Origin of the sequence: Aliiroseovarius sp. xm-d-517, from assembly GCF_013283135.1 — a bacterium.
Lineage (GTDB): Bacteria > Pseudomonadota > Alphaproteobacteria > Rhodobacterales > Rhodobacteraceae > Aliiroseovarius > Aliiroseovarius crassostreae.
Genome location: NZ_WBXT01000001.1, coordinates 731,628 through 754,101 on the forward strand (window position 1 = coordinate 731,628; position 22,474 = coordinate 754,101).

At 56.4% G+C, this 22,474-nt stretch carries 20 protein-coding genes; 6 read left to right on the forward strand and 14 right to left on the reverse strand.

Features of this window, described 5'->3' with window-relative positions:
- Positions 1-84 precede the first annotated feature (84 nt).
- Entirely contained in the window at positions 85-1,431 is a 1,347-nt protein-coding gene (trmFO, locus tag XMD517_RS03450; RefSeq protein WP_173487117.1) for a methylenetetrahydrofolate--tRNA-(uracil(54)-C(5))-methyltransferase (FADH(2)-oxidizing) TrmFO, read from the forward strand.
- Between the two features lie 13 nt (positions 1,432-1,444).
- Positions 1,445-2,311 carry a tRNA glutamyl-Q(34) synthetase GluQRS gene (gene gluQRS, locus XMD517_RS03455; protein WP_173487116.1) on the forward strand — a complete coding sequence of 289 codons (867 nt, stop codon included), beginning with the start codon at positions 1,445-1,447 and terminating at the stop codon, positions 2,309-2,311.
- Between the two features lie 72 nt (positions 2,312-2,383).
- Here gluQRS and hisI read toward each other — a convergent pair whose 3' ends face one another.
- Positions 2,384-2,743, reverse strand: coding sequence for a phosphoribosyl-AMP cyclohydrolase (hisI, locus tag XMD517_RS03460; protein ID WP_173487115.1), 360 nt, complete (start codon positions 2,741-2,743; stop codon positions 2,384-2,386).
- A 99-nt stretch (positions 2,744-2,842) separates the two neighbouring features.
- On the opposite strand from hisI, the gene XMD517_RS03465 reads away from it, so the two are divergent.
- Together XMD517_RS03465 and XMD517_RS03470 are read left to right on the forward strand one after the other, a co-directional pair.
- The gene (locus XMD517_RS03465) at positions 2,843-3,283 is read left to right on the forward strand and encodes an iron-sulfur cluster assembly scaffold protein (RefSeq protein ID WP_173487114.1); all 441 of its coding nucleotides are present in this window, start codon (positions 2,843-2,845) and stop codon (positions 3,281-3,283) included.
- Between the two features lie 166 nt (positions 3,284-3,449).
- Positions 3,450-4,763, forward strand: a complete 1,314-nt coding sequence (locus XMD517_RS03470) for a methyl-accepting chemotaxis protein (protein WP_368493361.1) — start codon at positions 3,450-3,452, stop codon at positions 4,761-4,763.
- Positions 4,764-5,216: 453 nt separating this feature from the next.
- On the opposite strand, the gene recG is transcribed toward XMD517_RS03470, so the two are convergent.
- From recG to XMD517_RS03490, 4 genes are all read right to left on the reverse strand, one after another.
- Positions 5,217-7,307, reverse strand: coding sequence for an ATP-dependent DNA helicase RecG (recG, locus tag XMD517_RS03475; RefSeq protein ID WP_173487113.1), 2,091 nt, complete (start codon positions 7,305-7,307; stop codon positions 5,217-5,219).
- A 1-nt stretch (position 7,308) separates the two neighbouring features.
- Positions 7,309-9,570: an NAD-dependent DNA ligase LigA gene (gene ligA / locus XMD517_RS03480; RefSeq protein ID WP_173487112.1), complete on the reverse strand. Its 2,262-nt coding sequence runs from the start codon at positions 9,568-9,570 to the stop codon at positions 7,309-7,311.
- Positions 9,571-9,816: 246 nt separating this feature from the next.
- A complete protein-coding gene (gene ctrA / locus XMD517_RS03485; protein ID WP_173487111.1) occupies positions 9,817-10,530 on the reverse strand; it encodes a response regulator transcription factor CtrA in 714 nt (237 codons plus the stop codon).
- 98 nt (positions 10,531-10,628) lie between these two features.
- Positions 10,629-10,907: a DUF1153 domain-containing protein gene (locus tag XMD517_RS03490; protein ID WP_173487110.1), complete on the reverse strand. Its 279-nt coding sequence runs from the start codon at positions 10,905-10,907 to the stop codon at positions 10,629-10,631.
- Positions 10,908-11,043: 136 nt separating this feature from the next.
- Between XMD517_RS03490 and mnmA the strand changes: the two genes are divergently transcribed.
- Both mnmA and XMD517_RS03500 read left to right on the forward strand, forming a co-directional pair.
- On the forward strand, positions 11,044-12,195 hold the full coding sequence (gene mnmA, locus XMD517_RS03495; protein ID WP_173487109.1) for a tRNA 2-thiouridine(34) synthase MnmA: 1,152 nt from the start codon (positions 11,044-11,046) through the stop codon (positions 12,193-12,195).
- Positions 12,196-12,408: 213 nt separating this feature from the next.
- Entirely contained in the window at positions 12,409-12,924 is a 516-nt protein-coding gene (locus tag XMD517_RS03500) for a DUF2059 domain-containing protein (protein WP_173487108.1), read from the forward strand.
- An 18-nt stretch (positions 12,925-12,942) separates the two neighbouring features.
- Here XMD517_RS03500 and lpxB read toward each other — a convergent pair whose 3' ends face one another.
- The 9 genes from lpxB to dxr form a co-directional block, all read right to left on the reverse strand.
- Positions 12,943-14,097 (reverse strand): lipid-A-disaccharide synthase, encoded by a 1,155-nt coding sequence (lpxB, locus tag XMD517_RS03505; RefSeq protein ID WP_173487107.1) that lies wholly within the window; start codon positions 14,095-14,097, stop codon positions 12,943-12,945.
- Positions 14,094-14,927: an LpxI family protein gene (locus XMD517_RS03510; RefSeq protein WP_368493360.1), complete on the reverse strand. Its 834-nt coding sequence runs from the start codon at positions 14,925-14,927 to the stop codon at positions 14,094-14,096. Before XMD517_RS03510 ends, lpxB begins: the two co-directional genes overlap by 4 nt.
- A gap of 3 nt (positions 14,928-14,930) precedes the next feature.
- A complete protein-coding gene (gene lpxA, locus XMD517_RS03515) occupies positions 14,931-15,728 on the reverse strand; it encodes an acyl-ACP--UDP-N-acetylglucosamine O-acyltransferase (protein ID WP_173487106.1) in 798 nt (265 codons plus the stop codon).
- Positions 15,729-15,731: 3 nt separating this feature from the next.
- On the reverse strand, positions 15,732-16,196 hold the full coding sequence (gene fabZ, locus XMD517_RS03520) for a 3-hydroxyacyl-ACP dehydratase FabZ (protein WP_371732391.1): 465 nt from the start codon (positions 16,194-16,196) through the stop codon (positions 15,732-15,734).
- A 154-nt stretch (positions 16,197-16,350) separates the two neighbouring features.
- Entirely contained in the window at positions 16,351-17,061 is a 711-nt protein-coding gene (locus tag XMD517_RS03525; RefSeq protein WP_173487104.1) for an OmpH family outer membrane protein, read from the reverse strand.
- Between the two features lie 61 nt (positions 17,062-17,122).
- Positions 17,123-19,483, reverse strand: coding sequence for an outer membrane protein assembly factor BamA (gene bamA, locus XMD517_RS03530; protein ID WP_173487103.1), 2,361 nt, complete (start codon positions 19,481-19,483; stop codon positions 17,123-17,125).
- A 170-nt stretch (positions 19,484-19,653) separates the two neighbouring features.
- A complete protein-coding gene (locus XMD517_RS03535) occupies positions 19,654-19,797 on the reverse strand; it encodes a hypothetical protein (protein WP_173487102.1) in 144 nt (47 codons plus the stop codon).
- Positions 19,798-19,933: 136 nt separating this feature from the next.
- On the reverse strand, positions 19,934-21,271 hold the full coding sequence (gene rseP / locus XMD517_RS03540; RefSeq protein WP_173488035.1) for an RIP metalloprotease RseP: 1,338 nt from the start codon (positions 21,269-21,271) through the stop codon (positions 19,934-19,936).
- 2 nt (positions 21,272-21,273) lie between these two features.
- Positions 21,274-22,473, reverse strand: coding sequence for a 1-deoxy-D-xylulose-5-phosphate reductoisomerase (gene dxr / locus XMD517_RS03545; protein ID WP_173487100.1), 1,200 nt, complete (start codon positions 22,471-22,473; stop codon positions 21,274-21,276).
- Position 22,474: the final 1 nt, after the last annotated feature.

Below are 22,474 nucleotides of genomic sequence, written 5' to 3' on the forward strand. Positions count from 1 at the left end.
CGCCGCGTCCTTCGGCGGGTGTTTTTACATCAGGACAAGATGCAAGGCTTGCCCACCCCCCATCACGCCTCTATATCCCCCAACATGACTGATAAAACACTTCATATCGTGGGTGGCGGCATGGCCGGATCCGAAGCTGCCTGGCAAGCCGCCCAAATGGGCGTGGATGTGGTAATCCACGAAATGCGCCCAAAGGTGGAAACCTTCGCCCATCGCACGGGCGATTTTGCCGAAATGGTTTGCTCCAATTCGTTCCGTTCCGACGATGATGAACAAAACGCTGTTGGTCTTCTGCATTGGGAAATGCGCCAGGCCGACGGGCTGATCATGTCAACAGCCGACAAACACCGCCTGCCAGCCGGGGGCGCCCTGGCGGTTGACCGTGATCCTTTTGCGGCCGATGTGACCGCCCAGTTGCGCGCATTGCCCAACGTTTCCGTGGAATATGGTGAGATCACCTCGCTCCCCGCTGAGGGAAACTGGATTTTCGCCACCGGCCCGCTCACATCCCCTGCCCTTGGCGAAGCGATTGCCCATGAGACCGGCACCGACCGGCTGGCTTTTTTCGACGCCATCGCACCGATTGTCTATGCAGACAGCGTGAATATGGATGTGGCCTGGCTGCAGTCCCGCTACGACAAGGGCGAGACGGAAGAAGAGCAGAAAGCCTATCTCAATTGTCCAATGACAAAAGACCAGTATGAGGCGTTCATCGACGCCCTTCTGGCCGCGGACAAGACCGAGTTTCACGAAGGCGAAACCGCCACCTATTTCGACGGATGCCTACCGATTGAAGTGATGGCAGAGCGCGGACGCGACACGCTGCGTTTTGGTCCGATGAAACCTATTGGCCTCACCAATGCGCACAAACCCGACGAGAAAGCCTATGCGGTGGTTCAGCTTCGCCGGGATAACACCTTGGGAACGCTTTATAATATCGTTGGTTTCCAAACCAAGATGAAATATGGCGCACAGACCGAAGTCTTCAAGATGATCCCGGGGCTTGAAAATGCCAGCTTCGCCCGTTTGGGAGGCATCCACCGCAACACGTTCATGAATTCTCCCACATTGCTCGACAATCAGATGCGCCTGAAATCGCGCCCCTACCTCCGGTTTGCCGGACAGGTGACCGGCGTCGAGGGCTATGTGGAAAGCGCGGCCATGGGGTTGCTTGCCGGTCGTCTGGCCGCTGCCGAAATCCTCGGATTGGACCTTCCTACCGTTCCGCAGGATACCGCAATGGGCGCGCTTATCCACCATATTACCGGTGGGGCCGAAGCCAAAACATTCCAGCCAATGAACGTCAACTTTGGCCTGTTTCGCCCGGTGGACGGGCTGAAAGGCGGGCGCCGCGGCCGCAAGGATCGCTACAAAGCCTATACAGATCGGGCAAAGGAAAAATGGACGGACTGGCTTTCAAACTTTTCGTAAGAACGTGGCGTAAATGGCTGATTTCATAACACGTTTCGCGCCCAGCCCAACCGGCCCCCTGCATCTGGGGCATGCCTATTCCGCCCTGCTCGCCCATGATGTGGCCCGCGCAAATGATGGGGCCTTTTTTCTTCGGATCGAGGATATCGACAGAACACGGGCACGCTCCCATTGGGAAGAACAGATCTACGAGGACCTCAACTGGTTGGGGATCACCTGGGATGCGGAACCGATACGCCAGTCAGATCGCCTTCCCGCTTATCAAGCGGCGCTCGACAGCTTGTGGAAGCGCGGCTTGGTTTATCCCTGCACCTGCTCGCGCAAAGACATCCTTGCCGCCGGCTCCGCCCCGCAGGAAGGAGCGCCCCCAGCATTTGGCCCGGACGGGCTGATCTATCCGGGCACCTGTCGCCACAAGCCACGGCCAGATCTTATGCCCGAAGGCACGGCGTTGCGCCTGGACATAAGCCGCGCCGTTGACCTCCTCACCCAGGCAGGCGAGAGCAGGCTGCATTTTACCGAAACCGCCGCTCGGGATTTGAATACTCAGGTTCCGCTTCCAGACATGATCGCAAATGTAGGAGACATCGTCCTGTCTCGTCGGGACTTTCTTGGGTCCTACCACCTCGCCGTGGTGCTCGATGACGCCGCCCAGGGCATTACCCACGTGATCCGGGGCGAAGATATCGCACCCGCCACCCAGATACACGTCCTGCTGCAAAGGCTGTTCACCCTGCCCACCCCAACCTATTGCCACCACGGGCTGATCCGCGATGAGGCGGGCAAACGGCTCGCCAAACGAGATGACGCGCGCGCCATCGCCAAATACCGTGAAGACGGTGCAACCCCGTTGGACATCCGCAAAATGGTCGGGCTCTAAAAACCGCTCCCCTTTTTCTTGCTAAAAATACCTCGGGGGTCCGGGGGCAGCGCCCCCGGCACATTGTTGCAGTCACGCCTCCGGCGCCATCAACTCAACCTGTTGTCCCTCACGCACCGCCGTATAGAAACAGGAACGCCGATTGGTGTGACAGGCCGGGCCTGTTTGACGGACCATCACCAGAAGACAATCCTTATCGCAATCGAAACGAAAATCCACCAGCTCCTGCACGTGACCTGAGCTCTCCCCCTTGACCCAGAAGGATTGCCGTGATCGCGACCAATAGGTCACCTTCCCGCTTTCCAGCGTGCGCTCAACCGCTTCTTGGTTCATCCAGGCCATCATCAGAACGTCACCAGATACCGCATCCTGCGCAATTGCCGGCACCAACCCGCGTTCGTCGTATTTCAAAGCTTTCGCGTCGAATTGCATGGCCCGTCCTTTCCATTTTTTGTTCAGCCTCTTATGTAAGGGGCTGCACGGCCCGACACCACCACCCGTTTCAATGCATTTGCGTCAGAAAGCAGAAAAATGAGCGACAGCGACCTGATCAAACTCTATTCAAAACAGATCCTCGCATTGGCATCGCAGATCCCTCATGTCGGACAGCTATCCACACCGGAAGGCGAAGCGAAGGTGCGCTCGCCGCTCTGCGGGTCCACGGTGTCTGCACAGGTGGTCATGAAAAATGGGAAGGTTGCTGACTTCGCCCAGAATGTCAAAGCCTGCGCACTGGGGCAAACCTCGGCAGCTCTGCTTGGAAAAGTCGTGATCGGGTTGGAAAAAGAGGTGATTCAACGCGGTCGTGACCAGCTGGCCACCATGTTGCGTGACCAGGGCCCCGTCCCCACGCCTCCGTTTGAGGGTTTCGAAGTCCTGATCCCGGCGCGCGATTACCGCAATCGCCACGCCTCAATTCTTCTGGCGTTTGATGCAGTGCTACAGGCGATCGAAAATTCTGCCGAAAGTTAACCGGATTTCAAAATTCATTGGCTAGCACTGTTTTGTCCAACGGAGATGAAACGTGCTAGAAAACCAGAACTTCGCGGCAAATCCTTCAGCCCCTCCCTTACAACAAATATCCGAAGATGACCTGTCATTCCTTGCAGAAAAAGGATCGAGGCTTGCCCATGATATCGTGGACATTGCCGGATTTCTCTCTGATGTTGACGAGAAAAGCACGCTCCAGCTGAACTCGATCTCGGTCCTGTCTGCACAGGCGCATGAGGTTGCAAACGCAAATCGTCACGTCAGAAGTGCGATGCAAACACTGCTGGAAAGCGCCCAGTCGACTTTGGCAACCGTGGAAGGGTCAACCGACAAAATCCGTCAAAGTGCGGAACAGTCCAAAGATATCGCTGGATGGGTGAAAAACCTGTCAACACAGATGAGTGAAATGGCGGCATCTCTTTCATCGGTTCTCTCTGCAAATGAACAGATTGCGACCATCGCTGCCCAGGTCAATATTCTTGCGATCAATGCAAAGATCGAAGCGGCTCGCGCCGGGGACAAAGGCCGCGGCTTTGCAGTGGTCGCAGAAGCAATCAACGAACTTTCCGGCAAAACGGCCAAATCGGCGGCATTGATCTCGGAAAATGTCATTGGTCTTTCCGAACAGATCAACAAGCTCAATACAGAAACCAACCAGATTGAGGCAACGGCAGAAAAAGTCCTGGACGACAGCCAGAAAACCGATACGGCAATGGGGCAGATTGCCGAGGCTGCACAGGCATCAAGTGCACAGACCGAAACAATTATGGTAGAAGCGGGAAAAGTCCGCGAAGCGGTCGATACCTTTCTGCCAACCTGTGCGCAGCTTGAAAGCTCGGTGCGCGAAACGGCGGCGGATGTGCATCTTGTCACCGAAAAGGCAAACACGCTGATCGACGCATCTGAAGGCATCGTGCAGTCCACGGTGGCATTGGGCGGAGAAACAGCGGATCGCCCCTACATTGAACGTGTGCGCAAAGACGCAATCCGCGTGTCTGAGCTTCTGAGCCACGCCGTGGCCTCTGGCCAAATCAGCGAAACAGATCTGTTTACCCGACGATATGTCAAAATTCCCGGAACCAACCCGCAGCAGGTCCGGGCACCTTTCACCGAACTGACCGACCGACTTTTGCCTGCAATCCTAGAAGACACTCTGAACAGTGACCCGGCCATTGTGTTCTGCGCCGCTGTGGACGATCAGGGATATCTGCCCACTCATAATAAGAAATTTTCACAGCCACAGGGGAACGACCCGGTCTGGAACACAGCAAATTGCCGAAACCGTATCATTTTCAATGATCGCGTGGGGTTGAAGGCCGGGCGATCAAAAGGTCCCTTCCTTTTACAAGTCTATCGTCGCGATATGGGCGGAGGTGAGTTTGTACTGATGAAAGATCTCTCCGCCCCTATTTTTGTAAATGGAAGACATTGGGGTGGGTTACGTTTGGGCTACAGGGCTTGATCAGAATTGCGAAAAGCGTGCTCCCGATAAAAAAGCCGCCGCACTTCTTTTCAGAAGGCGGCGGTAGAATGCGGATCAGATCATTCCGGTCATGGAGTGGGATAGAGGCAAACACTCCGGTTTGGGACAGGTGACGGGCAGTGAACCGTCTCAGCATCGAATTGGGACAGGATGCTGTACCGGGTGATCCGCAAGGCAGACAATGGAAATATCACACCAGTCCAGGCAGATGGAGAGACGCAAAAAGGATGATGACAAGAGAAACACACCCCACCAGATCCTGCAAAAACGTTGCGGATGACCGGGACAATACTTCCATAACCTGTTTCATCATAGCTGCTCCTCCTGCTCTCATCATGTGATATTAACCTTTGTTGCTATTTTGTTCCCATACCACACCCTTCATGTAAAGAACTTTTTAAGAACATTTGTGAACTTTTGGTGAAAAAATTACTAACCTACTGAAATCAAACGAATTGCCTGATCTTGCCGCATCAACCACAGAAGAACGCGCGCCGCATGGCCACGTTCAGTTTCCAAACCGGGGTCATTTGCCAGCAAAAGCCGCGCATCTTTTTGCGCCACCGCCATAAGTCCAGACTGATGCTCCAGATCGGCAACCCAGAACTGAGGAAGCCCGGATTGGGCTGTCCCGATCAGATCCCCTGCCCCCCGCATCTCCAGGTCCGCTTCTGCGATCACAAAACCGTCCTCGGTATCTCGCATCGTCGCCAGACGTTTTTCCCCACCCGCAGTCAGAGGTGGCTGATACAACATCAGACAGGTCGAAGCAGCCTGCCCGCGCCCAACCCGACCTCGTAACTGGTGCAACTGGGCGAGGCCAAAATGCTCCGCCCCTTCAATCACCATGATCGTCGCATTGGGAACATCGACCCCCACCTCGATCACAGTTGTTGCCACAAGCACCTTCGTCTCACCGCGTTGGAATCGAGACATGGCCTGATCTTTCTCGTTCCCTGCCATTTGCCCATGAACCAGGCCGACATTGCCTTCCCCCAATGCCGCGCGCAGATGTTTGAACCTTTCTTCAGCGGCCGTCAGGTTCATGACTTCGCTTTCATCCACCAAAGGGCAGACCCAGTATGCCTGAGAGCCGGTCTCGATCGCGGATCGCAGTCGGGCCACCACCTCTTCCAAACGGCTGGACGGAACCAACACTGTCTTGATCGGTTTGCGACCCGGCGGTTTCTCATCCAGAACCGACACATCCATATCGCCATATTGGGCCAATGCCAGGCTTCTGGGGATAGGCGTTGCCGTCATCACCAGCACGTCAGCCGCAATTCCTTTTTCCCCGAGCTGCATACGCTGCGCAACGCCGAACCGGTGCTGCTCATCCACAACAGAAAGCCTCAGATCGTAAAATTTGACATCCTCCTGAAACACCGCGTGCGTGCCAACCAGAATATGAATGTCCCCGCGCGCCAAGGCGTCAAGTTTTGCACGCCGTTCGCTTCCTTTGTCGCGCCCGGTCAGGATCTCGACAACCACACCTGCGTGCTCCGCCAATGGACGGATCCCCTGCAGGTGTTGGCGTGCCAGAATTTCTGTCGGGGCCATCATGACACCCTGACCGCCGGCTTCGACCGCAATCAGCAACGCCAAAACCGCCACCAGAGTTTTCCCTGCGCCTACATCCCCCTGCAACAGACGATTCATCCGGTTGCCGGATGCCATGTCCTCTGCGATTTCCTTCACCGCCCGAATTTGAGCCCTGGTTGGTTCATATGGAAGATGTTCAAGAACCCTGTTTTGCAGCTTACCCGTTGAAAGGCTGACCTGCCCCACACCCCGCCTCACTTTGGACCGGGCCAGCGCAAGCGTTAACTGATGTGCAAACAGTTCGTCATAAGCCAGACGGCGCCTTGCAGAAGACAGGGGGGACAGATCATCTGGCCCGCTTGGGGCATGAGCTTGCCGCAACGCATCTTGCCAGTCAGGCCAATGCTCCTTCGCCTTCAACCCCGGATCAATCCATTCCTTGAGGACTGGCATACGCGACAAGACTTCTCCAACCGCCCGCAACATAAGTTTGGATGTCACCCCGGATGTCAGCCGGTAGACCGGTTCAAAATCGGGAATCTTACCAACTTCCGCTGGTGTCACGATGAAATCCGGATGCGCAATCTGCAACTGTCCGTCAAAAGCCTCGACTTTGCCGGAAACCACCCGTTTCTCACCAACTGGCAGCTGTTTGTTCAGCCAATCCCCATTTGCATGGAAAAAAACCAATGTGAAACTGGTTAGGGCATCACTGACCTCGACCCGATATGGGGCCTGCCTGCTGCGCCCCGGACGATGCGCCACCACCTCGATTTCAATTGTGGCCACTGTTCCCGGCTCAACCTCGGCAACCGAGGCACGAAATTTGCGGTCCACACCTGAGTAGGGCAACGAAAACAATAAGTCGCGCGGGGCATCAATTTTCAACACGCCAAGAGCTTTTGCAGTTTTTGCACCGACTCCCCCCAGACTTTCCAATTCAGAAAACAAAGGAAACAGGATTTCTGGGCGTGCAGTCATGTCATTTCCCCTCAATCAACGCCAGCCACGCATCCTCATCCAGTATTTCGACCCCCAACTCAGCGGCTTTTCGCGCTTTGGACCCGGCACCGGGACCAGCGACCAGAATATCGGTTTTTCTGGATACCGAACCGGAAACCTTTGCCCCCAAGCCTTCGGCCCGAGACTTGGCTTCGGCGCGGGTCATTTTCTCCAATGTGCCTGTAAATACCACGGTTTTCCCGGCAACAGGGCTTTCAGATTGGGGCAATTCGGGGGCCAAGATAGACAAATGCCCAACCAAAGCTTCGAAAACCTCTCGTTCTGCCGAGTTGGCAAAAGCGTCGGATAAAGACAGGCCGACTGTGGCACCGATTCCATCAATACCCGTCAGTTCATTCCAGGCGGTCACAGAGTCCGATGGGACGTTACAGTCCGCAACAGCAACGTCGCGCGCCGCCTTGATTCTGGCCCGGCGATTTTGTTGTCTGGCCTGACGCCTTTCGTCTTCTTCGGCCAGATCCGCCGCCCGATATGCCTGTGCTGCCGGGCGGGCCATATCTACCGTTTCGGAAAGGGCCTGCCAGGTGCGGAAGTGTATGGCCAGGTCACGCGCAGCGACCTCACCTACATGACGTATCCCCAACCCGAAGATCAATTTGGCCAGTGGGATAGAGCGTTTGGCCTCAATAGCGGCAAAGAGGTTGTTTGCCGAGACCTCTCCCCAGCCCTCCCGGTTTTTCAGTTTTGAAAGGCTGCCCGCATCACGGGTTTGCAAGGTGAAGATGTGGTCAGGCCGCGTGATTGGCAGTGCATCATCCGCGTAGAACATTTCAATTTGCTTCGCCCCCAAACCATCAATGTCAAACGCACCGCGAGAGACAAAGTGTTTCAATTTTTCAATAGCTTGCGCCGGACAAATAACCCCCCCTGTACAGCGGCGCACGGCATCACCCTCTTCCCGGACGGCAGGAGAACCGCATTGCGGGCAGGTTTCGGGAAAGACGTAGGGCGTTGCTCCCTCTGGGCGTTTATTCAGGTCAATATCAGACACTTTCGGGATCACATCCCCCGCCCGATACACTTGAACCCAGTCCCCTATGCGAATGTCCTTCCCGCCTCGGATTTCCGCCCCGTTATTATCTTTGCCATTTATGTAGTCTTCATTGTGCAACGTTGCGTTGGAAACCACCACGCCCCCCACGGTCACAGGGGCCAGTCGGGCAACCGGGCTCAGCGCACCAGTTCGCCCAACCTGAATGTCGATATTTTCCAATCGCGTCCACGCTTTTTCTGCGGGAAACTTATGCGCAATTGCCCATCGCGGCGTTGTGGACCGATACCCCAGGCGGGTCTGATATCCGAGGTCATCCACCTTATAGACCACCCCATCGATATCATAGGCAAGCGTGGCACGTTGCGCTTCGATCAATTGATAATGGCTTAACAGTTCTGCAACAGAGCTACAGGTCTTGGTCAGCGGATTGGTCTGAAATCCAAGTTCTGACAAGCGCTGGATTGCGTCACTTTGTGTGTGTGCCAAGGGGGAAGAACACTCTCCCCAGGCATAGGCAAAGAAACGCAACGGTCGTGACCGGGTAACGGTTTCATCAATCTGACGCAACGAACCTGCAGCGGCATTGCGCGGGTTGGCAAACACCTTTTCACCAAGCGCACTCTGCCTTTCATTCAGGGTTTCGAAATCCGCATGTGACATGTAGACCTCGCCGCGAACCTCCAGGATATCCGGTGCACCAACCAAGGCATGTGGAATATCGGGAATGGTCTTGGCATTGGAGGTGACGTTTTCGCCAATTTCCCCGTCTCCACGGGTCGCGGCATAAATGAGTTCCCCATTTTCATATCGCAACGACAGCGACAAACCATCGATTTTTGGTTCGGCTGTGTAACTCAGGTCAGCATGGTTCGGCAGACCAAGAAACGACCGGATTCTGTCGTCAAACTCCCATACATCCTCATCGGTGAAGGCATTTCCCAACGACATCATACGCTGCATATGGCGGATCTTTGAAAACCCCGTGGCTGGCTGAGCCCCCACCTTTTCACTTGGACTGTCAGTGCGTTTCAAACTGGGAAATCGGGTTTCAATCGCTCTATTTCGCGTCTTGGCAGCATCATACTCTGCATCGGAAATTTCTGGGGCATCTTCCGTGTGGTATTTGATGTTCGCACGATTGAGCAGATCAGCAAGCCGTTTCAGTTCCTGCTTAGCTTGATCTTGTTCCAGATCCTGGACAGAAATTTTGGACAGGTCTGGCGTCATGGTTCAGCTCCGAGTTGGTCTTATTTTCTCTCACTTAAAACGGAGCGACAACCAAGGTCCAGCTTCTTCCGACAGCACATACGGGCTAAACCAGAAAACTTAATGCCTTTCCAGTTTTTGCTGAGCTCCAACAATAACTGGAAATGCTTTGGTCAGATCGAAATTGAAAAACCCGGTGGCAAAACACCACCGGGCAATCGGAAACCTGAGATTGCGGAAACAGGCCACGTATAGAGAGCTTTAACGTTACGCTCCCATGGCGATCTGCGCATCGAATTCTGCGGGCTCGGGATCGCGCAGAACATAGCCACGTCCCCAGACAGTTTCGATATAGTTGTCGCCATCGGTCGCATTGGCGAGTTTCTTGCGAAGTTTGCAGATGAAGACATCAATGATTTTCAATTCCGGCTCATCCATGCCGCCATAAAGATGGTTGAGGAACATCTCTTTTGTCAGCGTCGTGCCCTTGCGCAGCGACAGAAGTTCCAACATCTGGTATTCTTTCCCGGTCAGATGAACAGTCCGCCCATCCACTTCCACGGTTTTTGCGTCGAGATTGACTGCAATCTTACCTGTTTTGATAACCGACTGGGAGTGGCCCTTTGACCGACGGATAATCGCATGAATGCGTGCAACCAGTTCTTCCCGGTGGAACGGTTTTGTCATGTAGTCATCTGCCCCGAAACCGAAACCTTTAATCTTATTTTCGGTATCATCGGCCCCAGAGAGGATCAGAATCGGCGTTTCGATTCGTGACATGCGCAGCTGGCGCAGCACCTCATGTCCGTTCATATCGGGCAATCCCAGATCCAGAAGAATGAGATCATAGTCATAGAGTTTCGCAAGATCGATGCCCTCTTCGCCCATATCGGTCGAGTAGACATTCAGATTTGCATGGGTCAGCATCAATTCAATGCTACGAGACGTGGTTGGGTCATCTTCCACCAGCAAAATACGCATATCGGGGTTCTCCGCTAGATATTACTTCCGATTGCAAACAACATCGCCTGAAATGGTTAACCACCCGTTACCCTAAAAGAACTTTTAGCGAATTCCCCTCAGGGTTGTCTATATTTTTGCAATGCAGTGACCCGTAAAGCTGCTTCTCCATGGGATTTTAGAGCGGTCTGCCACTCCTGAAGCTCCTCTTTTGACAGGCCATACAACTTCATGGCTTCATCCTCCCCGATCAACCCATAGGCGATCCCCTTGACCACTGCAGACTTACGGCTCGCCACCCAGCGACGCGTTTTGGCAGACGGCAGGTCCGCCCGAGACATGATGGTTCCGTCTGGCAAAGTGACAGATCGGGGTCCCTCAACTTTCTTGAGATACATGATTGCTCCCTTTTTCGCTCCCATTGGCTACATATCTGGGCAGTTTGCCCTGACAGGTTTAAAGAGTGGTGAAGCCCCCTCTTGTTGTTCCTTCGAATTTTCCTATATTTTGGCGGTCTTCTGGAAAGGACCTGTTATGACTTCTGACACGTTGGTTAAGGCTGCCACTGTTAACTCGCTGGGATTTGCCAAACCCCCGGCAGAAACCCGTGTGGTTGTGGCCATGTCTGGTGGCGTGGACAGTTCGGTTGTCGCAGCCCAGCTGGCGGACGAAGGCTATGACGTCGTAGGCGTCACGCTTCAGCTTTATGACCATGGCGCGGCGCTGGCGAAAAAAGGCGCCTGCTGTGCCGGGATCGACATTCACGACGCACGCCATGTGGCGGAAAGTATGGGCTTCCCTCATTACGTGCTGGATTATGAAAACATCTTTCAGGATGCCGTAATCGAAGAGTTTGCCGACAGTTATCTGGCCGGCGCCACCCCGGTGCCGTGCATTCGCTGCAATGAGCGCGTGAAATTCAAGGACCTTCTGGAAACGGCACGTGATCTGGGGGCTGATTGCATGGCAACCGGGCATTACATTCAGCGAAAAATGGGGCCACGTGGCCCCGAACTGCATTCGGCCGCCGATCCCAACCGCGATCAGAGCTATTTCCTGTTTTCCACCACCCAAGAGCAGCTCGACTATTTGCGCTTTCCCCTTGGGCATTTGAAAACAAAAGAAGAAACCCGGGCGCTTGCACGTAAATACGGGCTGGAAGTGGCTGACAAACCTGACAGTCAGGACATCTGCTTTGTGCCGGAAGGAAACTATGCCGGGGTGATCGAGAAACTCCGCCCCGGTGCCGCAGAGCCCGGCCAGATTGTTCATGCGGATGGCCGGGTTCTGGGCGACCATCACGGGGTGATTCACTATACAATCGGCCAGCGTCGCGGGCTGGGCATCGGCGGCTTGTCTGAACCGCTTTATGTGGTCAGGCTGGATGTGGAGGCCAAGCAGGTTGTGGTTGGTCCAAAAGACCTGTTGGCCACGCGGATTGTCCCTGTGCGCGAAATCAACTGGCTGGGGGATGAGCCGTTCACCAGCCGGAAGGAATGGCATATGGGGGTCAAGATCCGCTCAACCCGCCCCCCGCGCGAGGCAATCCTCCGCCCGATTTCCGAAACAGAAGCTGAGGTTGAGCTTCTTACACCGGAAGAAGGGGTCAGCCCCGGGCAGGCCTGTGTGTTTTACGACATGGGCAGCCCCCGCATTTTCGGCGGCGGTTGGATCTGGCGCGGTTAACTGTTTTTCGGGGGAGGGGTACCATATGTCCCTTTCCCGAAAAGCCCCCCTATCCGACATCTCTGCCTGCGGTCTGATGTCCCCCTGTTTCAGGTCAAACCCGAAATGGATTAAGCTCCCAAAAGCAATTTTCCCCAAATGACTTGATCAATGTCGTTGTCCTTTCCTTTGCAGGAGGGGAAGATCCGCCAAACAAACCCGAAAGGAATTTTCATGCGCCTGACCACAACCGCCCTTGCCCTTACGCTCACCACCTTTGTGGCATTGGCCCCGGCACATGCCGAAGGAGAGACCCACACCCAGAAAGTTGCCCTGGCTGCTGGCTATATCGAAGCCACGCTGCAGGATATCGACATGTCCGCGATGATCCAGACCATGTGGAAACCTCTGGTGGCAGATATCCAATCCAAGGGCATCCCGCTTGATGAGGGGCAGATCGCAAAAATCGACCGGATTTATCAAGATGAAATGACCGAGCCCATGTATGAGATCATGCGCGCGCAGGCTCAGGTCATGGCGGATGTATTTACCTTTGAGGAAATCAAGGCGCTTCGGGATTTCTATGCAACCGACCTTGGCCGCTCTGCCATGTCCAAACTGCCACAGCTTGCAGAAGTTCAGACGCCGCAGATCATGAAGATGGTGCAGGAAAAAATGCCCATGATCATTCCGCGTGTTCAGGAGATTCTGGTGGAAGGTGTCGAAACCCAAGGTGCCCAGCCGCAGTAACTGATTGGCAGGGCGGGGTTATCCCCTGCCCTGTTCCACCACGCCCAGAACCGCACGTGCAGCGCGCAGCCCGGGCGCTTCGCCCCCTTTTCCCAGGCGCTCCATGGTCAGATCCATCGCATAATCCTGCGACTGGCGGTGGGTCAGCACCTCCTCAAGCGCGGGAATGATATTTTCCACCTGACAATGTTCGGCCAGAAATTCAGGCACCGCACGCGTCTCGGACACCAGATTGACCAGCGTGACCGTGTCGATCAACAAAAGATTGCCAATCACCAACCGGCTGAGCCAGCTCATCTCATAGGCAATCACCATCGGTGTGCCGGCGGCTGCAAGTTCCAGTGACACCGTGCCAGAGGTGGCAAGGGCCAGATCAGCCGCACGAAACGCAGCCCGCTTGGCATCCTGATCTTCAGGAGCAATCAGAATGGGTTGCACCGGCCATTTCGCCGTCTCTGCCCGCACCAGATCAACCACACCCTGCGCCATTGGCAAAACGACTTTCAATCCCGGATGGGATTTCGCCAATTCTCCGAAAACCTGCCCGAAACGTTCCGCCCCCCGGGCAATCTCACCTTTGCGGGACCCGGGCAGTGCCAGCAGCAACGGACCGTCGCCCACATCGTGAATATCCCGAAAGGCCTGCGCCTGATGGGCGGTGGCCTGTGGCTCGGCCACAACCGGATGGCCAACAAAGTCACATCCCATGCCGGCCTCATGCATATATTTCGGCTCAAACGGCAGCAGCGCCAGAACATGGTCCACATGACGCGCCATCTTTACCGCCCGTTTTGGCCGCCAGGCCCAGACCGACGGGGCCACATAATGCACGATCGGGATCTCGGCCCCGCCTTCGCTTTTGACGATCTTGGCGACACGCAGACAGAAATCCGGGCTGTCGATGGTGATCAGAACATCGGGGCGGAGCCGCAGCACCTCAGCCGCCACTTCGCGAATGCGCCGTTTCAGATGGAAATATTTGGGCAGAACCTCGGAAATGCCCATGACCGACAATTCGCTCATCTCGAATTGCGACACCATCCCCTCCCCCTGCATGGCGACGCCGCCGACACCGGCAAACGACACCTCAGGGGACAGGGTTTTCAGACCCGCCATAAGTGCCGCCCCGAGGCGATCACCAGACGGTTCCCCCGCTATCAGAAAGACCTTCATGCCTCCCCTTTCCGCATCTCCAGAAACAGGTCAAGCTCCTCGACCAGACGGATCACTTCCGGCTGATCCAGAACCAGCACCTGCCCGGCCGGGATCACAATACCGCCAAGCCCGGCCCGCGCCACATTGCGCACGGTTTCGGGGCCAATTGTGGGTGTATCCATGCGGCTGTCCTGCCCGGTTTTGGGCCGTTTGACAAAGACCCCCGGGGCACCGAGTTTCAACTTTTCCGGTGTCTCGGCCACGTAAGACAACAGCGCATCCGTGCCCTGGATGCTTTCAATCCCCAGGCATTGCCCCCCTGCCACAACGGCACATTGGGCCACATCCAGCGGATCCAGTGCGCGCAGGATCGCAAAGGCTCGGTCCGCATCCGCGCGGTCCTGTGCGCTCATCTCGCGCCCGGCATTCTGGGCCTGCCCGGTCAGGGCTGAGGAGACATCTGAGGCGGACACAACTTCAAACCCCTGCTCTTCAAAGACGTCTGCCACCAGCCGCAACACGGTGTCATCCCCTTTGCCCAGCACCGCTTTCAGGCGCGGAAACAGGGCCAGCGTGGTCATGTCCATGCGCAGCGGGTTGAGTTTCGGGCGTGACACATGGCCCGCAAAGCAGACACGCTTTACCCCTGCCCGGTGCAGAAGCCTGAACAAAGCCCCCAGTTTTTCATAAGACGCTTCGGCCAGGTCCCCCCCGTCGGGACGGATCACATCTATCCCCTTCAAGGACACGAACAGGGCTTGTGGGTTGGCCGCATGAAGGGTGCGGGGCAGATCTCCTGCCCCGGCGATGATCGCAAGGCGACCGGGTGTTTCACGATCGGCCAGCACGGTTTACTTCGGGGTCAGAAAGCCGCGATCGCTTTCGCCCAGAATAAAGCGGGTCATTTCGCGCACAAAGGCGCTGTCCGTTTCTTCATCAAGGCGTCGGGCGCGGTCTTGAAAGCTGCCTTCCCCTTGTTTGAGCGACAGGAACGCAGCGCGCAATGCCGTGATATCGGCACGCGCCACCCCCCGACGTTTCAGTCCCACAAGGTTGAGCCCATCCAATTCGCCCCGCGGCCCCTGCACCAGTGCATGAGGCAGGACATCAGCGGTCACCATCGACAAAGCCCCGATAATGGCGCCCCGACCAATCCGCACCCATTGGTGCAAACCGGACAATCCCCCGACAATCACGTCATCTTCGATCACCACATGGCCCGCCACGGCCACATTGTTCACAAGGATCACATTATTGCCAATCTGGGCATCATGGGCGACGTGGCATCCTGCCATAAAGAGCCCGTCATCCCCCACCCGGGTCACAAAACCACCCCCTGCGGTGCCAGTGTTCATGGTCACATGTTCGCGGATCCGGTTGCGTTTGCCGATTATCAGCTTTGTGTCTTCGCCCGAGAATTTCAGGTCCTGTGGGATCTCACCAATCACCGAAAAAGGAAATACGACCGTTTCATCGCCAATTTCCGTGTCCCCGGTCACGACAATATGGGACTTCAGGACAACTCCCTGGGCAAGTTTAACCTGCGGGCCAATATGGCAGAACGGCCCAATCTGGCAATCCGGCCCGATGACCGCGCCATCCTCGATGATCGCGCTGGCATGAACCTGAGCGGAGGGGTCAATCGCCATGGATCAGCCCTTTCCGCCAGTCACGTCAATCATTGCCATGAAGGTGGCCTGACAGGCGATCTCATCGCCAACTTTTGCAACCCCGTCAAATTTCCAGACCTTGGCGCCACCGCGCACAGTGGTCACATCCAGGGTCAGAACATCCCCCGGCACCACCTTGCGGCGGAATTTGGCACTGTCGATCCCCATGAAATATACCACGGCACCGGTCCCCACCAGATCAAGCGACAGGGACACCATCACCGCTGATGTCTGTGCCATGGCTTCGATGATCGTCACGCCGGGCATGATCGGCAGGCCCGGAAAATGGCCCTGAAAATGCGGCTCGTTCATGGTGACCATCTTGATCCCGCGGGCAAACTCTCCCTTGCGGATATCTTCGACCCGATCCACCAGCAGGAACGGATAGCGGTGCGGAATGCACTCTTGGATCAATTGAATATCAGCAGTGGCGGGCACATCAACCATGGTCATGTCCTTTTCAACTGGTCCCGACAGGCACAATCCGGCCCGGAACCAAAGTGTTTGTTTTCATATTGTGATTACCAAGCCAGCGACGGTGAAACAACGCCAATCCGAAGCGAGATCACACCAATTGCGCAAAGCGACAGCCGGGACCGCCTCAATTGCCATCGCCTGCGTCAGGGTCAGCCTCCGGGGGGGATGCCGTATCTGTCCCGTTTTCGCTTTCTGACGTGGCAGGGGGCGATGGGACGGCAGGCCCTTTTGACCCCGTTCCATCGCCCAACAGCCGGTCGATCAATGCAATGGCCTGATCGGTGATGTCGATATTCTGCGTCGTCAACAGGATTGCCCGTCGATCCACGATCACAACACCACCACGCTCGCGCACAACAGCCCCCAAAATCGGGCCAATCCGGTCGAAATAGGCCTGTTGCTCACGTTCGAACCGCTCGGTGAAACTGCGCTCCTGCTCAGGGCGTTGTGCCCGCAGGGCCTGGACCTTTTCGTCAAACGCATCGGCCAGCGCACGAAACGCCTCTGGGCTGAGGCGCGCGCGTTCCTCGGTCAGGCGCTTTTCCTCTGCCGCGAGGGAGTCATCCACCCGGCGCGCCTCAGAAGCCAGTCGCGCGCGTTCCGCCTCCAGTTCCTGCAAAATACGTCGCCCATATTCCGACTGCGTGAACAGCCGGTCGCGATCAACTGTCAGGATATGAGAGGCCTGCGCCGAAACAGATGATGCGGGCGGTGCAGCCGTTGCAGGTTGGGAAACAGGCGCGCCGCTATCCTGCGCAATGGCAAGGCCTGTCGCAGCGCCAATCCCCATCATCACACCAAGGGCTGTGACCAGTGTCCGGGCGGGTGTCCCCACTGTGAGACCTTGACGCGCGCGCCGGGTCTCGCTCGGTTTTGTCCGCCCCATACGCATCGGATCAGAAACTGGACGAGATGGTAAGCTCGAAATTGTTCTCTTCATCATAGGATTGTTTTTCAAGAACATGCGAGAAGTTCAGGCGCAGCGGGCCAATCGGTGTTTTCCAAAACAGCGACGCCCCGATGGAGGACCGCAGATGGGCATCGTCGTCGATCGCGCCTCCCAGATTATCATCCAGCCCCCAGAGGGTGCCCGCATCCAGGAACAAGCCGCCTGTCATACCGTATTCTTCAGGCAAGCCAATCGGGAACTCCGCTTCAAGCCGGGCCACCGCGTAGAAATTGCCGCCAAGCGCATCCTTGTTGATTGCCCCAAGGTCACGCGGCCCCAATCCGTTGCTGGCAAAACCACGCAACTTGGACGGGCCAAGATGGAAGCGATCCGTAAACCGTGACACCCCGCCGCTTTCCAGCCCGGCAAGGGCCCCACCTTCCAAAGTGGCAGACAAGGTGACCTGATCATTCAAAACCTTGGTCTGGGCACGAGCAAGCGCCTCGGCCTTGATATACTGATAATCCGACCCCAAACCGCCAATATCGGCGCTGGCGCGCAAGAGCACGCCCGCGTTGGGATTAAGACCCGTGCGACGGCTGTCGAAACTATAGGTCAGACCCGCGCCAAATCCGATCTGATTTCCGCGTGCAATTTCGTTTTTGATGATCTGAGAACTGTCGCCGGTTGAACTTGCTTCCGACATTTCGGTGCCTTCGACAAACGCCCGGACGCCAAGGCGACCATTGTCACTGATCGGAAAGCTCAGCGACGGGCGGAACAGGATTTCCGTGCTGTTGAAATCAGAGTTGTTTGTCGTGTCTTCGGTGAAATGACTGTCAATGCCGAAGGTCAGATCACGTCCCAGGAACCGGGGTTCGGAGAAGTTGAAGGTAAAGCTCCGGGTGCTTTTTGCTGTCGACAGGCCAAGTTTCAGGAATTGCCCACGGCCTAGGAAATTGCGCTGCGTATAGGCAAGGCTCAGGCCGAAACCGTTTTCCAGACTGTAAGCCCCGCCAAAGCTCAGGCTGCCGGTGGGACCTTCTTCCACATCCACATCCACAACAACGCGATCAGGCGAAGATCCCGGCCGGGTCTTCACATCGGCCTTGGTGAAGAAGCCAAGGGCACGAATGCGTTCGGCACCCTCACGAATTTCGCGCGGGTTGAACGGATCCCCTTCCACCGTACGGAACTGGCTGCGCACCACCCGGTCAAGCGTGGTTGCGTTGCCCTCGATATCAATGCGTTCGACCACAATCCGCGGGCCGCGCGTTACGTTGAACTCGATATCCAGCGACAAATCACGTTCGTTTCGGGTCACAATCGGTTCAACGCGAATAAAGTTGAGCCCCTTGCGAAGCGCCAGACGCTCCATCCGTGCAATCGTGTTTTCGATTAGGCGCGGAGAGTAGACCACCCCCGAGCGCAGCTTGGAGGCGGCGGCAAACTCGTCCGCATCAACCTCAGGCTGGTCCGTTGTCGTGGTGATGTTACCGATCGTGAACTGCTGCCCTTCCTGCACCGAAAAAGTGATGAAGAACGCGTCACGGTCCCGCGCGAATTCGGTGCTGGCATTCAGCACCTTGAAATCGACATATCCGCGCGACCGATAGAAATCGGTCAGCACCTGCTTGTCGAGTTCAATGCGCTCCGGGATATAGCTATCCGCGCGGATCAGGGCACGGAAGATACCCGCCTGTTTGGTTTCCAGAACGCGGCGCAGGCGCGCATCGGAAAAGACACGGTTGCCCACAAAGGACAGGCGTTCAACCTCAACCGGTTTGCCTTCGGTCACTTCAAAAACCACATCCACGCGATTGTTGGCGCGTCGAATGATGCGCGGAGTGACAGTGGCGGCCAACCGCCCCTGCGCCCGATACATCTCAATAATGGTCTGGGCATCCTGTTCGGCGGTGCTCGGGCTATAGACATAACGCGGTTTCGTTTTCAGAAGAGGTTCGAAAATCTCATCTTTCAGGCGGCGGTTACCTTCGACGGAGACAACGTTGACGGTGGGAAATTCCTGAACCCGGACCACCAGCTTGCTACCTTGCGGCAAAAGCTCGACCTTTTCGAACAGACCGGACCCGATCAGACGCTGATAGGCGTCGTTGACCTCGGCCGCTGAGACCGTCTGACCACGGTTGATTCCCAGATAATTCAGGATCGTTGCGGCCTCGATCCTTTGCGCCCCTTCGATCTCAACCGTGTTGAATGCATAGGCCTGTGCGATGGTCGGGGTGACATACCCACCGGAAGCTGCTGTTATTCCCAGCAAAATCGCAACTGAACTGCGTTTTGCAAAACTTGAAAACCTGTCTTTGCTGCACAGGGTTCCGCACTTCAGACTGCCTTTATTATTCATAACTTAGCTTCCGCTCAAACATCCCATTTCCAATTTTGAATAAAGGGTCGGCGGGAGCATGTCAAAGACGGAAAAGCGCCCCGGCAAGAGGGCGCTTTGAAGGGCTCACATATGTTTCAGCTTGAGGCCATGCAGCAAAAGTTTGGCGCACGCCTTTCAGGGAGGCGATCCTACAGGAACAGGTTCACCATGATCGACGCAAGGGACAGGGCGACAAGGATGGCGCCCGCGCTTAGGAAACGGTCGAAATTCAATCCCAGCAGCAGGGACAGGCCGCGATAGCCGTTGTGCAGTCCGTTTTGAATATGGTCCATCTCACTCTCCTGAAACAAACACCCATTACGGGCGGTAACAAGAGATTAACCGCAGGAATGTGGCGCAATTTTCGGCAGAATGTGGCATTTTCAAGGCAATCGCTCCGCGCCTGCCCGCTCCTCTGACCTGCCCACCTTAGCAGAACAGGTCGTTGGTCACCCCAAACACCATCAGCGACAGAACAAGCGACAGACCAATGATCAGAAGGATATTCATCACCTTGTCACTGGGTTTGCGCCGGGTAACGGCCTCATAAGCAAAAAAGACCAGATGCCCGCCATCCAACACCGGGATCGGGAACAGGTTCAACAGACCAACCGCGGTTGAAAGCATCCCGATAAAGGCAATAAAGCTGGATACCCCCTGTGACGCGGCCTGCCCTGACACCTGGGCAATACCAATCGGGCCGGACAGGTTGCAGCTGGAAATCTTGCCAGAGATCATGTGCCACAGGCCAGACAGGCTGGAACGGATAATATAGATCACCCGATCCACCCCGCCCTCAAGGCTTTCCAGAACACCGGGCGTGCGCGTGGCCGGTTCAAAAATCAGCCCTGGGGAGACACCGATCAACCAACGGGTTTCAAATCCACCCTCTGGCAGCGGAAGATCCTGACGACGGGGTGTCAGTGTCACCTCAAGGCGCTCCCCGTCACGATAGATACCCAGGGTCAGAGGGGCACCTTCCCCGTTCACCACCAGATCGCGCAGCCCTTCAAATGTTGCCACCCGATTGCCGTCAACCGTCTCGATCAGATCATCGCGACGCAGACCAGCCTCAATCGCCGCAGATTTCGGCGTCACCGAGCCGATCAGAGCCGGGAAAGGATGTGGCCCTATGACCACAACTTTCTTGCCATCCCGGTTCAGGCGGTATTCCACAACGGGCGTGTTGGGAAGTTGAGTGGCGAAGGTGTAAAACTCCGACAGTTTGGGTGTCTCTGCCCCAGCGATGGACAGAATCTCATCGCCGGGCTGCAAGACATCTTCCACGCCCGGCAAGGGTTTTGCCTTGCCCACGGTCAGCGGATCCGTGCCGACCCCGACCCACATCAATATCCCGCCAAACAGCAGGATCGACAGGATGAAATTGAAGATCGGACCGGCCGCAACGGTCGCGGTGCGGGCCCAAAGCGGCGCCCCCGGCATGGTGTGGCGACGCTCCTCTGGCGAAAGCTCTGCCAGAACCTCTTCATCGGCACCGCCGGAGGCCGCATTGGCGTCCCCAGCAAATTTGACATATCCGCCAATGGGATAAGCGGCGACCTGCCATTTGGTGCCATGTTTGTCCACGCGCGAATACAGCACCGGCCCCATGCCGATGGAAAACACATCCGCCTTGATCCCGGACCAGCGCCCAACGATGTAATGCCCATATTCGTGCACCGCCACGATGATGGTCAAAGCGACCACAAACGCAAGCACCGTGAAGGCCAGATTGCCAAAATCCGGCAGGAGTGAAATGAGATCCATGATTATCCTTCCAGCACGGTAGTAACGGGACGAGAGGCGCGCGCGGCAATCAGCTCTTGCGTCCTGATACGGGACATCTGGTCAGCGGCCTGCACATTATCAAGGGTCATGGCCGCACCGATCAGTGTTCTGTCGCCAGAAAGGTCAGAGAGCGCCTCTTCAACCAACCCCGCCATTTCCATGAAACCGACCTGGCCCGAGATGAACCCGTCCAGAGCCACTTCCTTGGCCGCATTGAACACCGCGCCCGTCAGCCCCCCGGCCGCCATCACTTCGCGCGCCAGACGCAAGGCCGGATATCGCACTTCATCCGGCGCCCGGAATTCAAGTGTCGCCACGCGGGCCAGATCCAGCCTCTCAACCGGCAGGTCCCGCCGTTCGGGCCAATGCAGCGCGTAACCGATGGCATGACGCATATCCGGCGCACCCAGATGGGCCATCAGGGCGCCATCGTTGAACCCCACCAGCGCGTGGACCAGGGATTGCGGATGAACCAGCACCTCGATCTTTTCCGGATCAATCTGGAAAAACTCTTTTGTTTCGATAACTTCCAGCGCCTTATTGAACATAGAAGCACTGTCGATTGTGATCCGTTGTCCCATGTCCCAATTGGGATGAGAGGAGGCTTCGGCCAAGGTGGCTGAGGCAAGCCGTTCAAGCGGCCAATCGCGGAATGCACCGCCGGAGGCCGTGATGATGATCCGTTCAACCGCGTCCATATCTTCGCCGACAAGGCCCTGAAACACGGCGGAATGTTCACTGTCCACCGGCAGGATCCGCGTGTGATGCGCCTGTGCCGTGGCCATGATCAGGGGCCCCGCGGTAACCAGGCTTTCCTTGTTGGCCAATGCCAGCGTCGCCCTGTTTTCCAGCGCGCGCAGCCCGGGCAGAAGTCCTGCAGCCCCGACAATTGCCGACATGACCCAATCCGCCGGACGACAGGCCGCTTCTTCAATCGCACCCGCCCCGGCCGCTGCTTCCACGCCAGACCCCGCCAGCGCGTCACGCAAGGCAGGCAGGTTGCGTTCATGGGCTGTCACCGCCACATCCGCATTCAGACGCCGCGCATCATGGGCCAGTTGGGACACATTATGCCCCCCGGTCAATGCAACAACGTCATACCCCTCTGGCTCACGCGCAATAAGATCAATGGTGGATTGGCCAATGGAACCGGTTGCTCCAAAGATTGAAATTCTGCGCATG

Coding starts and splice junctions, on each gene's coding strand:
- trmFO (WP_173487117.1), top strand. CDS start 85: ATGACTGATAAAACACTTCATATCGTGGGTGGCGGCATGGCCGGATCC.
- gluQRS (WP_173487116.1), top strand. CDS start 1,445: ATGGCTGATTTCATAACACGTTTCGCGCCCAGCCCAACCGGCCCCCTG.
- hisI (WP_173487115.1), bottom strand. CDS start 2,743: ATGCAATTCGACGCGAAAGCTTTGAAATACGACGAACGCGGGTTGGTG.
- XMD517_RS03465 (WP_173487114.1), top strand. CDS start 2,843: ATGAGCGACAGCGACCTGATCAAACTCTATTCAAAACAGATCCTCGCA.
- recG (WP_173487113.1), bottom strand. CDS start 7,307: ATGACTGCACGCCCAGAAATCCTGTTTCCTTTGTTTTCTGAATTGGAA.
- ligA (WP_173487112.1), bottom strand. CDS start 9,570: ATGACGCCAGACCTGTCCAAAATTTCTGTCCAGGATCTGGAACAAGAT.
- ctrA (WP_173487111.1), bottom strand. CDS start 10,530: ATGCGTATTTTGCTGGTGGAAGATGACCCAACCACGTCTCGTAGCATT.
- XMD517_RS03490 (WP_173487110.1), bottom strand. CDS start 10,907: ATGTATCTCAAGAAAGTTGAGGGACCCCGATCTGTCACTTTGCCAGAC.
- mnmA (WP_173487109.1), top strand. CDS start 11,044: ATGACTTCTGACACGTTGGTTAAGGCTGCCACTGTTAACTCGCTGGGA.
- XMD517_RS03500 (WP_173487108.1), top strand. CDS start 12,409: ATGCGCCTGACCACAACCGCCCTTGCCCTTACGCTCACCACCTTTGTG.
- lpxB (WP_173487107.1), bottom strand. CDS start 14,097: ATGAAGGTCTTTCTGATAGCGGGGGAACCGTCTGGTGATCGCCTCGGG.
- lpxA (WP_173487106.1), bottom strand. CDS start 15,728: ATGGCGATTGACCCCTCCGCTCAGGTTCATGCCAGCGCGATCATCGAG.
- fabZ (WP_371732391.1), bottom strand. CDS start 16,196: ATGGTTGATGTGCCCGCCACTGCTGATATTCAATTGATCCAAGAGTGC.
- bamA (WP_173487103.1), bottom strand. CDS start 19,483: ATGAATAATAAAGGCAGTCTGAAGTGCGGAACCCTGTGCAGCAAAGAC.
- XMD517_RS03535 (WP_173487102.1), bottom strand. CDS start 19,797: ATGGACCATATTCAAAACGGACTGCACAACGGCTATCGCGGCCTGTCC.
- rseP (WP_173488035.1), bottom strand. CDS start 21,271: ATGGATCTCATTTCACTCCTGCCGGATTTTGGCAATCTGGCCTTCACG.
- dxr (WP_173487100.1), bottom strand. CDS start 22,473: ATGCGCAGAATTTCAATCTTTGGAGCAACCGGTTCCATTGGCCAATCC.